Genomic DNA, 13,136 nt, shown 5'->3' with positions numbered 1-13,136 from the left:
CAAAATGCGCTTGAACACTGATCGAGTATTCAGGATCACACAGGACAGTCATGGAACATCGAAACGCAGATCCGCTGGCAGAGCGCGCCCGACGTGAGTCGGAAAGCGGGCAGGCCGCCCCGAAAGATGCGGCCGGGGACACTTCGGCTTGCGCCACGCTCGCCGCCGACTCGCTCACGGATCTGGTCGCCGAAGCGTTGAACACGCCGAGCGCCGCGGAGAGTTCGGTCATGGTGCTGCTCGTCGATGACCAGACAATCGTTGCGGAAGCCGTGCGCCGAATGCTGGTCGATCAACCGAGGCTCGATTTCCATTACTGTGCGAATCCCGAGGACGCATTGCGCGTCGCGCAGGCCACGCGGCCGACCGTCATCCTGCAGGACCTGGTGATGCCCGGCGTGGACGGCCTGACGCTGGTGCGGCAGTATCGCGAGCATGAGGCAACGCGCGATATTCCGATCATCGTGCTGTCCACCAAGGATGAGCCGCGGATCAAGAGCGCCGCGTTCGCGGCGGGCGCCAACGACTATCTGGTGAAGCTGCCGGACAGCATTGAACTGATCGCGAGGATTCGATACCACTCGCGCTCATATTTGAATCTCCTGCAGCGCGACGACGCGTATCGGGCGTTGCGCCAGTCGCAGCAAAAGCTGCTGGAAACGAATCTGGAGCTGCAACGCCTGACGAATTCCGACGGGCTTACGGGTTTGTCGAACCGGCGCTGTCTTGACGACTATATGAGCGCCGAATGGAAGCGCGCCGCACGCGACAAGTCGTCACTCGGTTTCCTGATGATCGACGTGGATAACTTCAAGTCCTACAACGATACCTACGGCCACGTTGCCGGCGACGACGTGCTCAAGCTCGTTGCGCGCGCCATTGAGTCGTGCCTCAACCGCCCTGCAGATCTGGCGGCGCGCTTCGGTGGCGAGGAGTTCGCGGTGGTGTTGCCGTCTACGTTGGCGGCCGGGTTGCGTGTTCTCGGCGAGAAAATCCGCATGGCCGTGGAGGCGCTCGCCGTGCCGCATACCGGGTCGCTGGCCAAATGCGTGACCATCAGCGTGGGCGGCGTGACGCAGGTGCCGCAACCGGGAGAGAACGTGAAACAACTGATCGAAGCGGCGGATCTGGCGCTGTACCGTGCGAAACGCGATGGCCGCAACCGGGTCGAAGCCGGCGGATCAGCTTAGAGCGGCCGTGGATTCGCGTTGCCTGTTCCCTGGTCTTTCGCAGGGTCTGCTGCCTTTCTCGAATCCAGGCAACCCGCGCCGGAGAAAATACTCCAGTCACGGCTGCATGTCCGCTGCTGCGTCGTGGACGCGACTTTGAGGTTCTGCCAATCTGCTGCGTTGTCGGCTCCCACGGAAGCGGCTGCGGACACGCTCCACGGATCAGGCTGCAAGACACCTTCATATTTCGATGCTGTTGCCGGCTCGCCGCTCCGGTTCTGTTCGGCCGCGTTGCGTTCGATGGTTCGTGCTGTCTCGGGCGCGATGCGGTTGCGCCACGCGTTGTTGCCCGCAATCAATCCGGGAGAGCGGCCGCGCGGCGTTTCATTCCAGTCCGAGCCGTCCATTACCAGCGCGCTTGCGTGTTGCGGCGGTTGTATTGGCTGAATTGCCTCGTTGGCGACAGGCAATGTCTCGCGCGGCGGCGTTGCTACGCGCAGTGGCGCGGGCGGCGCGCTCCATGCATCGTCTTGCGCGACATGGGCTGCCGACAGATTTACCCACGCATCGTCATTAATGGAACGCCGCGCGACCTGATCGCTCGATTGCGCAGCCCATTGATCGATGCTCACAGCTTCCGCCGCTGGCGCTTCTGCGGCACGAGCGCTTGCATGCATCAAGCTGAAGGCAGCGCATGCCAGCGCGACTTTATCCAGTCCCAAACGGGCAAGCCGGAAGACATCGCGAATGGGTGGTCGAGACATGGCATTTCCTCAGATTGCACGAAAGATCGTCAGCCTATGGCAAATGCGCGTTCGAAATAACACGATTTATCTGAATAGTGACTGGTTTCGTTCCGGGTGCACGGTTCGTAAAAGAGCGTTCAACAATGTGAGAGGTCATTTGGCGGGATCAGCCGCTGCCGCGACGTTTGCCGCGCCGCCGTTCGGCGAGCCCATTGCCTGGAACAAGAGCGCAGTATCGGTGAGGCGTGCACTTTCGTACCGGATCGCGTCGAGCCTTGCGTTCCGGTATTGCCGTTCGCTTGCGCGTACCGACGAAGGCGCAATGGCGCCGAGCCGCGCACGTGCCGTGGAATCGGAGAAGACGCTCATGGACGTACGGCTAGCGGTATCGGCGAAACTGAGCGCCTCGTTGTCCTGCTCGAGCGCCGCGAGGGAATCGGCGACATTGCGGAACGCAGTCAGGACCGTTTGCTTGTACTGCGAGACCGCAGCCTCGTAGCTCGCCTGCGCCGCGCGCTTTTGCGCGAGCAGCGCGCCGCCGTGAAAGAGCGGCTGCGAGAGCGACGCGCCAATGCCCCAGATCGCGCCCGCGCCGGAGAGCGCCGTGGGCCAGCTAAAACCGGCCTTGCCCATTTGCGCCGACAGCGACAAGCTCGGGAACATCTGCGCGGTCGCCACGCCGACCTGCGCGGCGGCGGCCTTGAGCAAGGCATCGGCGGCCTGGATGTCGGGGCGGCTTGCAAGCAGGTCCGACGGCACCACGACCGGCACGTTCGCCGGCACCGTGAGCGCCGCGAGGTCGAGATCGGGCGGCGCCTGATCGGGCGTGCGGCCGAGCATCACGGCGAGCGCATGACGCGTCGAGAGCCATTGCGCCTTGAGGCCGGGAAGCGAAGCCGCAAGCCCGGCCGCGCTCGATTGCGCGTTGAGCGCGTCCGAACGCGAGGCGGAGCCAAGTTCATAGCGGCGCTGCGTCTCGCGCGCGTCTTCGTCGGCGAGAACGACGAGGCGCTCGGTCGTATCGATTTGCGCGCGCAACGCGGCGGCCCCGATCGCACCCGTCACGATGTTCGCGGCAAGCGCGCGGCGGGCGGCATCGAATTGCCAGGACTGGCTGTCCACCTGGGCCGCCAGCGCGCGGTCGGCCAGCCGCGCCGCGCCGAACAGATCGAACGTGTATTGCGCACGGATCTGGCCGACGAACAGGTTATAGAGCACCGTTGGCGGACCGAAATTCGGCACGCCGATAGCACGCTCGCGGTCGACCTGGCCGCCCAGGTCGATGCTTGGCAGCATCGACGAGCCGATCTGTGCCCGCAGTTGCTCGCGCGCGGCCGCGAGGCTTTTGTCGGCGGCGGCGAGGTTCGGGCTGTTGCGCAGGCCTTCGTCTACAAGCGCATTCAGCGCGTCGGACTGGTAGAGCTTCCACCAGTCGGGAACGGGCTTCGCGCTGGCATCGAAGGTTTGTGAGACGCCTTCGGCCGAGACGGTATGCGACGGCTGCGCCGTGACGCCGTAATGCGACACAGGCGGCAACGCGGGCGGCTTGCCGTCCGGTCCGAACGAGCACGCCGAGAGCACTGACGCGAACGCAAGCGTGGTCAAGGAAAAGCGCATCATGAGCGGCCTCCGTCGCCAGCAGCGGGCGTGTTGGGGTCCTGATGACCCGCGCGCTCGTGGTGCTTCACCCTGAACGAAGCCGCGTACAACGCCGGCAGGTAAAACAGCGTAAGCACGGTGGCGCTCGTGATGCCGCCCATCAGCGCGGTCGCCATCGGGCCGAAGAAGTTGCTGCGCAAGAGCGGGATCAGCGCCAGCACCGCAGCGGCGGCGGTCAGCGTGATCGGCCGGAAGCGCCGCACGGTTGCGCCCACAATGGCGTCGAAGCGCGGATGTCCCGCCGCGATGTCCTGCTCGATCTGATCCACGAGAATCACGGAGTTGCGCATGATGATCCCGAACATGGCGATCACACCCAGCATGGCGACAAAACCAAACGGCTTGTTGAAAAGCAGCAGCGTGATCACCACGCCGATCAACCCGAGCGGCGCAGTCAGCACGACCATCATCACGCGTGCGAAGCTCTGCAACTGGATCATCAGCAGCGTCAGCACGACGATCACCATGATCGGCATTTGCGCATTGATGGAAGCCTGACCCTTGCCGCTTTCCTCAACCGGGCCGCCCACTTCGATCCTGTAACCCACCGGCAGGCTCGCGCGCAGCGTGCCGAGTTTCTTTTCTATGGCGTGCGTCACGTCGATACCTTGCGCGCCCGCGCGCACATCCGATTGCACGGTGATGGTCGGCTGACGATCCCGTTCCCAGATCACGCCGTATTCCAGATCGTTGACGACATGACCGATCGTTCCGAGCGGCACGGCGCCATTGGGCGTTGGCATGGCGAGCGTGGCGAGTCTTGCCGGATCGACGCGTTCGCGCAGCGGCGCGCGCAGGTCGACGCTGATCAGCTTGTCGCGCTCGCGATACTGCGTGACCGTGTAACCGGTGAACTGCATTGCGAGGAAGTTGGACACGTCCTGCGAACTTACGCCGAGTTCACGCGCTTTCTTCTGGTCGATCTGAAAGCGCACCGAACGCTCCGAGGGTTCGTCCCAATCGTATTGAACGTTGGTCGTGCCGCTGTCGGCGCGCATTTCGGCGAAGACTTTTTCCGCGATGCCGCGCACGGTCGGCAGATCGTCGCCGCTGACGCGGAATTGGACCGGATAGCCGACCGGCGGTCCGTTTTCGAGTCGCGACAAACGCGTTCGTATCGATGAAAACTTTTCCCGCAACACGGGTCCGAGCCAGCTTGCCAGTTTCTCGCGGTCCTCCACGGATTTCGCCGTGATCACGAACTGCGCGAAGTTGGGCTGCGGCAACTGCTGGTCGAGCGGCAGGTAAAAACGCGGCGCGCCCGTGCCGACAAAATTCACCACATGATCGATCTCGGGCCGTCCTTCGAGCAGCTTCTCAAGACGCCTGGTTTCGCGCAACGTGGCGTCGAACGACGCGCCTTCCTGCAGGCGGACATCGACCAGCAGTTCGGATCGGTCCGAACTCGGGAAGAACTGCTGCGGCACGAGCGTGAAGCCCGCCATGGCGATCACGAACAGCACGATCGTGATGCCGAGCACCACAAAACGCCGCTCGATACACCACGTGAGCCAGCCGCGCAGCCGCGTGTAGAATTTCGTGTCGTAGATGTCGTGTTCATGATCGGGCGCGTGATGCGCCTCGCGCTTGCGCTCCGGCAGCAGCTTGTAGCCGAGCAGCGGAATCAGCACGACCGCCGCGAACCACGACGCAATCAGCGCGATCGCAGACACCTCGAAGATCGAGCGCGTGTATTCGCCCGTGCTGGATTTGGCGAGCGCGATCGGCAGGAAACCGCCGACGGTGACAAGCGTGCCGGTAAGCATCGGGAACGCCGTGCTGGTGTACGCGTAAGCCGCGGCGCGCGAGCGGTTCCATCCTTGCTCGAGCTTCACGGCCATCATTTCCACCGCGATGATCGCGTCGTCGACCAGCAGGCCGAGCGCGAGGATCAGTGTGCCAAGCGAGACCTTGTGCAGGCCGATATCGAAGAGATACATGAAGAGCGCGGTTACCGCGAGCACGACCGGAATCGAGATCACGACCACCATGCCGGTGCGAAACCCGAGCGAAACAAGGCTCACGATCAGCACGATCACGACCGCTTCGGCCACGGCTTCGAGAAAGTCGTCGACCGACTTCGATACCGCGTGCGGCATGCTCGACACTTCGTTCAGCACGAGCCCGGCGGGAAGCTGCGTGCGCAGTTGCGCCACTTGAGCGTCCAGCGCCCGGCCAAGACGCACGACGTCCTGCCCCGGCTGCATGGTGATGCCGATACCGAGCACCGGCTTCTCAGCCGAGCGCATTTGCGTGGCGGGCGGATCGAGATAACCGCGCCTGATGGTCGCAATGTCGCCGAGGCGAAACGAGCGGCCGTTCACGCGGATGAGCGTGTCGGCGAGGGCGGCCATGTCGGTGATCTGCCCGCTCGGGCGCACGAACACGCGGTCGTTGGGCGTGTTCATTGTGCCGGCGGGGGCGACGGCGTTCTGTCCGTCTATAGCCTGCGCGATCTGTTGCGGCGATATGCCAAGCCGGGTGAGTTGCGTATTCGATATCTCGACGTAGACGCGTTCGTCCTGATCGCCGAAATAATTGACCTTCGCGACGCCGGGAACGCGCAGCAGGACGGTGCGCAGCGAGTCGGCGTAATCGTGTAGCTGGGCCGGCGAAAAGCCATCTCCTTCGAGCGTATAGATGTTCGTGAAGACGTCGCCGAATTCATCGTTGAAATACGGTCCCTGCACGCCGGGAGGCAGCGTGTACGCAATGTCGCCGACTTTTTTCCGGACCTGATACCACTCTTCCGGCACCTCCTTCGCGGGCGCGCCGTCTTTCATGGTGAAGAAAAGGAGCGATTCGCCGGGGCGCGAATAGCTGCGCAGGAAATCCGTGGATGGCGTTTCCTGCAGCTTCTTCGCGATCTTGTCGGTGACCTGTTCCTGCACCTGCCGCGCGGTCGCGCCAGGCCAGAAGGTCTGGATGACCATTACGCGGAACGTGAACGGCGGGTCTTCTGATTGCGCGAGGCGCGTGTACGCGAGCACGCCGAAAATGGTCGCCATCGCGATCAGGAACACGACCAGCGCCTGATGCCGCAACGCCCAGGCAGAAAGATTGAAGCTGCCTTCCTCGTGACGATAATCGCCCGAAGCCGCCGCCTTTTCGCGGGCAAACTGATCCCGATCCTGGTCGCTCATGATGCGAAGTCTTCTGGATGCAGCGGCGCGACCACGCGGACTTTCTCGCCAGCGGAAACGGTATGGACGCCTTGCCACACGACGCGGTCGCCTGCCGAAATCCCTTGCGACACCGTCACCGTGCGTTCGCCGTAACGCGAGACCTCGACGCGGCGCAACTCGAGCGCATTGTCGGCCTTGACGATCCAGACCGCAGGCAGCTTGCCCGTATGAAAGAGCGCGGTGGAGGGCAGCGTGAACGACTGCGCTGGCGTGCCGGAGGCGGAAGACGCCGCCGCCTGGGCGAACGCAACATCGGCGGTCATGCCGAGCCGGACTTCCGGCGTGGGCGATTCCAGAGTCAGCCTCACGCGATACGTCCGGCTTTGCGCATCGGCGGCGGGCGACACTTCCCGCACGCGCGCCGTGAATGTCTTGCCGGAAAGCGCGCCGATAGTGACCGTGGCGGTCTGCCCAACCGCGAGCGCGCCAAGCGACGTTTCCGGCACGTCGGACACCACGTCGATTTCCCCGCTCCACGCGAGGTTGTAGACCGCTTGCCCCGCGGAGACGTTTTGCCCTGTATCGGCTTGTTCCGCCGTGATGACGCCGGCTTTATCGGCGACGAGCGTGGTGTATTTCAACTGATCCTGCGATAACGCCGCCTGCGCCTGAGCCTGATTACGCTGTGCGAGCGCGGCGGCGTAGGCGTTTTCGGTCTGTTCGAGCTGCGCGCGCGAGATCAGATTTTCCTGCGCCTGTGCGCGGTCGCGCGTGACCTGCTGCTCGGCGTAGGTCAACTGATGCTGAGCGGCGGAGAGTTGCGCGGCCGCGCTTGCGGCGTTCTTGGTGTTATCGGCGGGATCGAGGCGCGCCACGATTTCGCCCGCCTTCACCCGGTCACCGAGACGCACACGGCGCTCGATGATCTTTCCACCAACCCGGAACGAAAGCGGGGTGGAATAGCGCGATTCGATGGTCCCCGGCAACGACGACTGCGAAGCCTTCGTATCCGCTTCTGCGGCGACGGCGACCACCGGACGCACGACGACGGGCGGCGCTTCCTTCTTGCCGCATGCCGCGAGCGCCACGACGGCGAGCACGCCAACCGTGCTGATTAACGCGGTGCGCCGCGAAACCCTGGCGCCTCCCAGCAGTAACAACGCAAACATGCGACGGCAGACTTGCAGTATCACGAATGACCTCGACGCAAAACGTTGGGCGCGCAACGCCAATCCAGTCTGCCGCAGCGCGTTTCAAGATGTTGGAGCGGTTTGGGCGCGGCGCTCGAAGCGCTGGAAAGCCAATGCCCATATGCTTTCGGACTTGCCGCTACCAAATACATCGTGCATTCTAATACAACACTGTATTTGGAATCGAGGCTGTATCAAAATTTTTGAGATGATAGACTTCCGCGCATGAAACGAATTCGCCTCACCCGGGAACAGAGTCGCGATCAGACGAGAGAGCGTTTGATGGACGCTGCTCAAGCTGTGTTCATGAAGAAGGGATTTGTCGCTGCGAGTGTCGAGGACATCGCAGGGTCGGCCGGTTATACGCGCGGCGCTTTTTATTCGAACTTCGGCAGCAAGTCCGCGTTGTTCCTGGAACTGCTCAAACGCGACCATGACGTCATCATGAAGCGGCTGCATTCCATCTTCGACGGCGAAGCGAGCCGAGCCGACATGGAAGCCCGGCTCCTGCAGTATTACAGCGAGTGTTATCGCGACAACAAGTGTTTTCTGTTGTGGGTCGAGGCGAAATTGCAATCAAGCCGCGATGCAAAATTTCGCGCGCAATTCAATGCGTTTATCCGGGAATTGTTGCAGACAACGACGGCGTATATTGTCGCGTTTTCGGAGCGGGCGGGAACGCCTCTGCCCATGCCGGCCGAAGAACTGGCGTTGGGCCTGACGGCGTTGATCGACGGGATGCAGTTTTTTTATACGTCGGATCCGCAAGCGTGCGGCGCCGAGATGTCCGAAGCCGTGCTTGCGAAGTTTTTCAGCCGCGTGGTATTCGGGGCGGAGAAAATCGGGTCTGTCTGATGTTCAGAATATCGGCGGTTCAGACCGATATGCCCGACGCACCATTGCTGCCGAGCAGTTGCTCCACCGAGTCCGCACTTGCGTAATCCTGTTCCGGCAATCCATCGAAAATGGCGATCACGTCGTTGCTGACGCCGGCGGCGCGGGCTGCATCGACAATTCCGTCCTTGTTGGCCGGAAACTTCATGTCGCGCAGGACTTGCGCAATTTCATCGTCGATGGGCTCGTAGTTGAGGCTTTCGCTGATGCGTGTATCCGTCATTTGTATCCTTTGTTGTCGTTCAAATATTATGTGCGGACCTGCACGACCTGGCTCGCCATGCTGTGGCTCGGCGAGCGCGACTTCGGCAGCGGCACGTGACGCCAGCGCGCGTGATCGATTTCCTGCGCGGCGATGTCGGGCGCGGGAGGCGAAACCGGCGCTGCGTTTGCGCGCAAGGCAAGCGCGACGCGCATGGCTTGCTCCTGCCGTGCGGCGTAGGCCGCGTCGTCGCTCGTATGAAGCGGCGCCGCGTAGCAGGACACGGAGACCAGCGCCATGGATAACACCGTCGAGGTTTTCATCGCCAACCCTCCTGACAACAAAACGAATCAGATCAAGGCAGTACAGTAATTTTAGCGATGATCCGAGCAAAGGCTATGCCAATCGGTTTTAACGGTTCAAACGAGATTCGGCTGAGGATTTTCGAGATCACAAGAAGGTTGTGTGGACAGGGTACGAGCGGCAGTTGTTCGAGTGATTTCTAGAAGCGCGCGTTCTATCCTCCTTCGCGACCCACGCCGCGTTTTTGCACGCCGTGCGCAATTTCAACGCGGGTTTGTCCTGATTCGGCCCGCCATTCAACGCGATGACGGATTCAGCCGGAAATAGGCGTCCAGCAGCGAGGTCTTGTACACCACGCCGAGCAACACCGGCCGCGCCGCGCAGTCGATGACCGGCAGGCGCTCGCCCTGAAACGCAAGGAAGTGCTGGAGCGCTTCGCCGAGCGACATGTTCGGCGTCAATACATCGAAATGCGGCTGCAGATAATCCGCCGCCTTCTTCGCTTCGGTATTGCGTTCGTCCAGCAGGTCGGATGTGATGTCCTTCAGCGCGACCACGCCGCGAAACTGGTTGTCTGCATCGACGACATACAGATACTTGACCGGATATTCGAGGAACACGCGTGTCATTGCTTTCACGTCCGCGTCGAGCTGGACCACCGTGTCGGCGGGTTTCACGAGTTCGCGCATCTGCGTGGCGGCAAGGCGCAGGCGTTCTTTTTCGTCGCGGTTGCGGCGCAAGGTCACTTCGTACATGGACGTCTGCGCCGACGCCCGCGCGATGAAAAACGCCACCACGCATGACAGCATCAGCGGCAGCATGACCTGATAGCTCAGCGTCATTTCGAAGATCATCAGGATCGCCATGAGCGGCGCGTGCGTGGCGGCGGCGAGAAACGCGCCCATGCCGACCATTGCGTAGGCGAAGGGTGCTGACGTGGAGTGCGGCCAGATGGCGTGCGCCGCGAGTCCGAACAGGCAGCCGACCACCGCGCCCACGAAGAGCGTCGGCGTGAAGATCCCGCCTACCGCACCCGAACCGGCGGTTGCGGCGGTCGCGACAATCTTGAACAGCAGCACGGCGGCGAGCGCTTCCCAGGTCCATGCGTGATGCAGGATCGAATTCACGACTTCGTAGCCGTTGCCCCAGACCTCGGGATACCAGACGGAAATCCCGCCGACAATCAGTCCGCCGAGCGCGAGCCGGATGGGCACAGGCAAGGGCAGTCGGGCAAAGCGTTCCTTCGATGCCGAAAGCAACCGCAGGAAATACGGCGCGAGCACGCCGCAGATCAATCCGAGCGCCACGAACAACAGCACTTCGACGCCCGTCACCGTCGGGAACACCGGCATTTCGTAAGGCGGCCGATACCCCGCGAATTCTCGCATCGTGATGTTCGCGACCACCGACGACACCACGATCGGCCCGAAGCTTTCCATGACGATGGAACCGAGCACGATCTCGGTCACGAAAAACGCGCCGGCAATGGGCGCGTTGTAAGCCGACGTGATCCCGGCCGCCGCGCCGCACGCAACCAGCAGGCGCAGGCGTGCGGGATCGAAGTGTACCCATCGGCCGATCAGGGATGAACAGAGCGCCGCGAGCTGGACCATCGATCCTTCGCGTCCAATGGAGCCGCCGCTCGCAATGGTGAAGAGCGATGAGACGCTGCGCCACAAGCTTTGCGAGACCGGCACGACGCCGTCGCCGATGGTCACGGCTTCCATATAGTCGGCGTGCGCCTGACTCGCCGGAAGGCGCCGCGCCATCAGGAGACACAGTCCCGCGATCAAGCCGCCCGCCGTGGGCAACGCCACGCGCACTGGCCACGGCAGGCGCGTTGCCATCTCGACGAAGTTGCCGTTCGCGCCGCCAAACAGACGCTGCAGTTCGTCGATACCGATCCGGAATGCCGCCGTCGCAAACGCGCCGGCCACGCCGACAATGACCGCCCATACGAGCATGGTATGGGCTTCGGAGAAACGGAACCGGCGCTGTACCCGGGTACGCAGCTTGAGGAGAAATGAAAGCACGTGAGCCTGGCTTGACTTGGATCGAGTCGGATGAATGCGGGGCCAAGGATATCACCCGGGACAGGCCGTGGGGACCGGTTGCGCGGTGTGTTCAGACGGCTCGCGGCAACAAAAAACCCGGCCTTGCATGCGCAAGGCCGGGTTTCCCGGCAGTCAAACTGCTACCTCACCACTTCGGCGCGAACGGCGGCTTGGCGTGGCGTTCGCCTTCGTCTAACGCGTCGATCTTCTTGATGTCGTCGGCGTCGAGCTTGAGTTTTTGCGAGTCCCAGTTCGTTTGCTGATGCTCCGGATTGGTCGATGCCGACAGCACCACGATATCGCGCGACAACAACCACGCGAAGGTCACTTGCGCCGCCGTCACGCCGTGTTTCTTCGCGATTTCGTTGAGCGTTGGATCCTTGTGCGCGCGGCTTTCGCCAAGCGGCATGTAGGCGGTGGCTTTCACGCCGAGCTTTTGCGTTGCCTCGACCAGCTTGCGGTTCGCGAGGAACGGGCTGATTTCGAACTGGTTCGTCACAATGCCTTCGCCGCCCGGCGCGTTGAGCGCTTCCTCGAGCAAGGGAGCAGTGAAGTTCGATACGCCGAAATGGCGGATCAGCCCTTCTCTTTGCGCATCCTGGAATCCCGCAATGGTTTCGGCAATCGGCACCACGCTGTCCGGCGACGGCCAGTGAACCAGCGCAAGATCGATCGTGCCGATGTTCAGTTTCTTGTGGCTGTCGACAAGGCTTTTCACCACGTCCGCACGGAGCAACTGGTCGTGCCAGACCTTCGTCGTGACCCAGATGTCCTCGCGCGGAATGCCCGAGTCGCGCACGCCTTTGCCAACGGACTCTTCGTTGTTGTAGAACTTCGCGGTGTCGATATGGCGGTAACCCAGTTGCAGCGCGCTTTTGACCGCGTTCACGGTCTTTTCGGCATCCACACGAAAAGTGCCCAGTCCGAATGAGGGAATCGTTTCAACCATCTGATGCTCCTTTTGACTGCGTTCGTCTACGTTGATTCAAGGGCCGTCCGGGTCAGGCGTCCTGATCCAGTTCGGGATAATGACGGAAGATGCCGGATTCATTGAAGGGAATCCGGCGTTCCGAATCCACATACGCGGCAATGTTTGGCCGTTCCCGCACGGCGTCGTGGAGCGCCTGCACGCGGGGGTATTGCTTCACAAACTTTTTTGTCGCGCGTGGGAAGGCATAGTGCAGGCCTTCCACGAGCTGGAATATCGACAGGTCCACGTACGTGGTTTTGTCGGTGATCATGTGTTTGTCGCCGTGCGGATTTTGCTTGAGCACACGCTCGAAATAGCCCATGAACTTGGGAATCCGATTATCGATGAAATCCTTCGCGCGCGCTTTCGCCGCATCTTTCTGGTCCTCGTAATAGAGGCCCGAGGCGAGCGGGTGATGCGTGTCGTGGACCTCCGTCACCATGTCGGCAATGGTGAGCTGCAGGCCGTTCGCCACATAGCGCTCGCCTTCGTCCTTGGGCGCGAGGCCGAGCCTGGGGCCAAGGTACAACAAGATGTTCGCGACGTGCGGCACGACCAGTTCGCCGTCTTTCAGGAAAGGCGGAGCGTAGGGAATCTGCGGTTCGCTCTTGCTTTCGATGATCTTCGTCATCGCGCTCATTCCTTGACCGTCTTTCTTCGCGCCGCGCACGACATCCACGTAGTCCGCGCCCGCGTCTTCAAGTGCTAGCCGGACAAATTCGCCGCGGCCCTGAAGTCCATCCCAGTAATATAGTTCGTACGCCATTCGTCATGTCCTCGCGTGTGAAGCTGTGCATCGGAGCAAGAGGAAGTAGCAACGGCTG

Annotated in this window: 11 protein-coding genes; 2 read left to right on the top strand and 9 right to left on the bottom strand. The window is 62.2% G+C overall.

Going from position 1 to position 13,136, the window contains the following annotated elements:
* Window positions 1–50 precede the first annotated feature (50 nt).
* Window positions 51–1,190, top strand: a complete 1,140-nt coding sequence (locus ACRWA7_RS25195; protein ID WP_438392967.1) for a diguanylate cyclase — start codon at window positions 51–53, stop codon at window positions 1,188–1,190.
* Here ACRWA7_RS25195 and ACRWA7_RS25190 read toward each other — a convergent pair.
* From ACRWA7_RS25190 to ACRWA7_RS25175, 4 genes are all read right to left on the bottom strand, one after another.
* Entirely contained in the window at window positions 1,187–1,933 is a 747-nt protein-coding gene (locus ACRWA7_RS25190; RefSeq protein ID WP_438392966.1) for a hypothetical protein, read from the bottom strand. The genes ACRWA7_RS25195 and ACRWA7_RS25190 overlap by 4 nt on opposite strands.
* A 135-nt stretch (window positions 1,934–2,068) precedes the next feature.
* The gene (locus tag ACRWA7_RS25185; protein ID WP_438392964.1) at window positions 2,069–3,535 is read right to left on the bottom strand and encodes an efflux transporter outer membrane subunit; all 1,467 of its coding nucleotides are present in this window, start codon (window positions 3,533–3,535) and stop codon (window positions 2,069–2,071) included.
* Window positions 3,532–6,717: an efflux RND transporter permease subunit gene (locus ACRWA7_RS25180; protein WP_438392962.1), complete on the bottom strand. Its 3,186-nt coding sequence runs from the start codon at window positions 6,715–6,717 to the stop codon at window positions 3,532–3,534. The genes ACRWA7_RS25185 and ACRWA7_RS25180 overlap by 4 nt, the downstream gene beginning before the upstream one ends.
* The gene (locus ACRWA7_RS25175; RefSeq protein WP_438396777.1) at window positions 6,714–7,868 is read right to left on the bottom strand and encodes an efflux RND transporter periplasmic adaptor subunit; all 1,155 of its coding nucleotides are present in this window, start codon (window positions 7,866–7,868) and stop codon (window positions 6,714–6,716) included. Before ACRWA7_RS25175 ends, ACRWA7_RS25180 begins: the two co-directional genes overlap by 4 nt.
* 246 nt (window positions 7,869–8,114) lie before the next feature.
* Between ACRWA7_RS25175 and ACRWA7_RS25170 the strand changes: the two genes are divergently transcribed.
* Window positions 8,115–8,744, top strand: a complete 630-nt coding sequence (locus ACRWA7_RS25170) for a TetR/AcrR family transcriptional regulator (protein ID WP_060856248.1) — start codon at window positions 8,115–8,117, stop codon at window positions 8,742–8,744.
* Between the two features lie 19 nt (window positions 8,745–8,763).
* On the opposite strand, the gene ACRWA7_RS25165 is transcribed toward ACRWA7_RS25170, so the two are convergent.
* The 5 genes from ACRWA7_RS25165 to ACRWA7_RS25145 all read right to left on the bottom strand — a co-directional run bounded on the left by ACRWA7_RS25165 (window position 8,764) and on the right by ACRWA7_RS25145 (window position 13,078).
* Entirely contained in the window at window positions 8,764–9,006 is a 243-nt protein-coding gene (locus ACRWA7_RS25165) for a DUF2795 domain-containing protein (protein ID WP_438392961.1), read from the bottom strand.
* A 26-nt stretch (window positions 9,007–9,032) separates the two neighbouring features.
* Window positions 9,033–9,308: a hypothetical protein gene (locus ACRWA7_RS25160; RefSeq protein WP_438392960.1), complete on the bottom strand. Its 276-nt coding sequence runs from the start codon at window positions 9,306–9,308 to the stop codon at window positions 9,033–9,035.
* Window positions 9,309–9,584: 276 nt separating this feature from the next.
* Window positions 9,585–11,321, bottom strand: a complete 1,737-nt coding sequence (locus tag ACRWA7_RS25155; RefSeq protein WP_060856245.1) for a ClcB-like voltage-gated chloride channel protein — start codon at window positions 11,319–11,321, stop codon at window positions 9,585–9,587.
* Between the two features lie 166 nt (window positions 11,322–11,487).
* Window positions 11,488–12,291, bottom strand: a complete 804-nt coding sequence (locus ACRWA7_RS25150; RefSeq protein ID WP_438392958.1) for an aldo/keto reductase — start codon at window positions 12,289–12,291, stop codon at window positions 11,488–11,490.
* A 52-nt stretch (window positions 12,292–12,343) separates the two neighbouring features.
* Window positions 12,344–13,078, bottom strand: a complete 735-nt coding sequence (locus ACRWA7_RS25145; protein ID WP_438392957.1) for a glutathione S-transferase — start codon at window positions 13,076–13,078, stop codon at window positions 12,344–12,346.
* Between the last annotated feature and the right edge of the window lie 58 nt (window positions 13,079–13,136).

The sequence above is a fragment of the Caballeronia sp. DA-9 genome (assembly GCF_051615025.1).
GTDB lineage: Bacteria > Pseudomonadota > Gammaproteobacteria > Burkholderiales > Burkholderiaceae > Caballeronia > Caballeronia sordidicola.
Note: the sequence above shows the minus strand (reverse complement) of the source record. Positions and strands in the feature narration are given on the sequence as shown.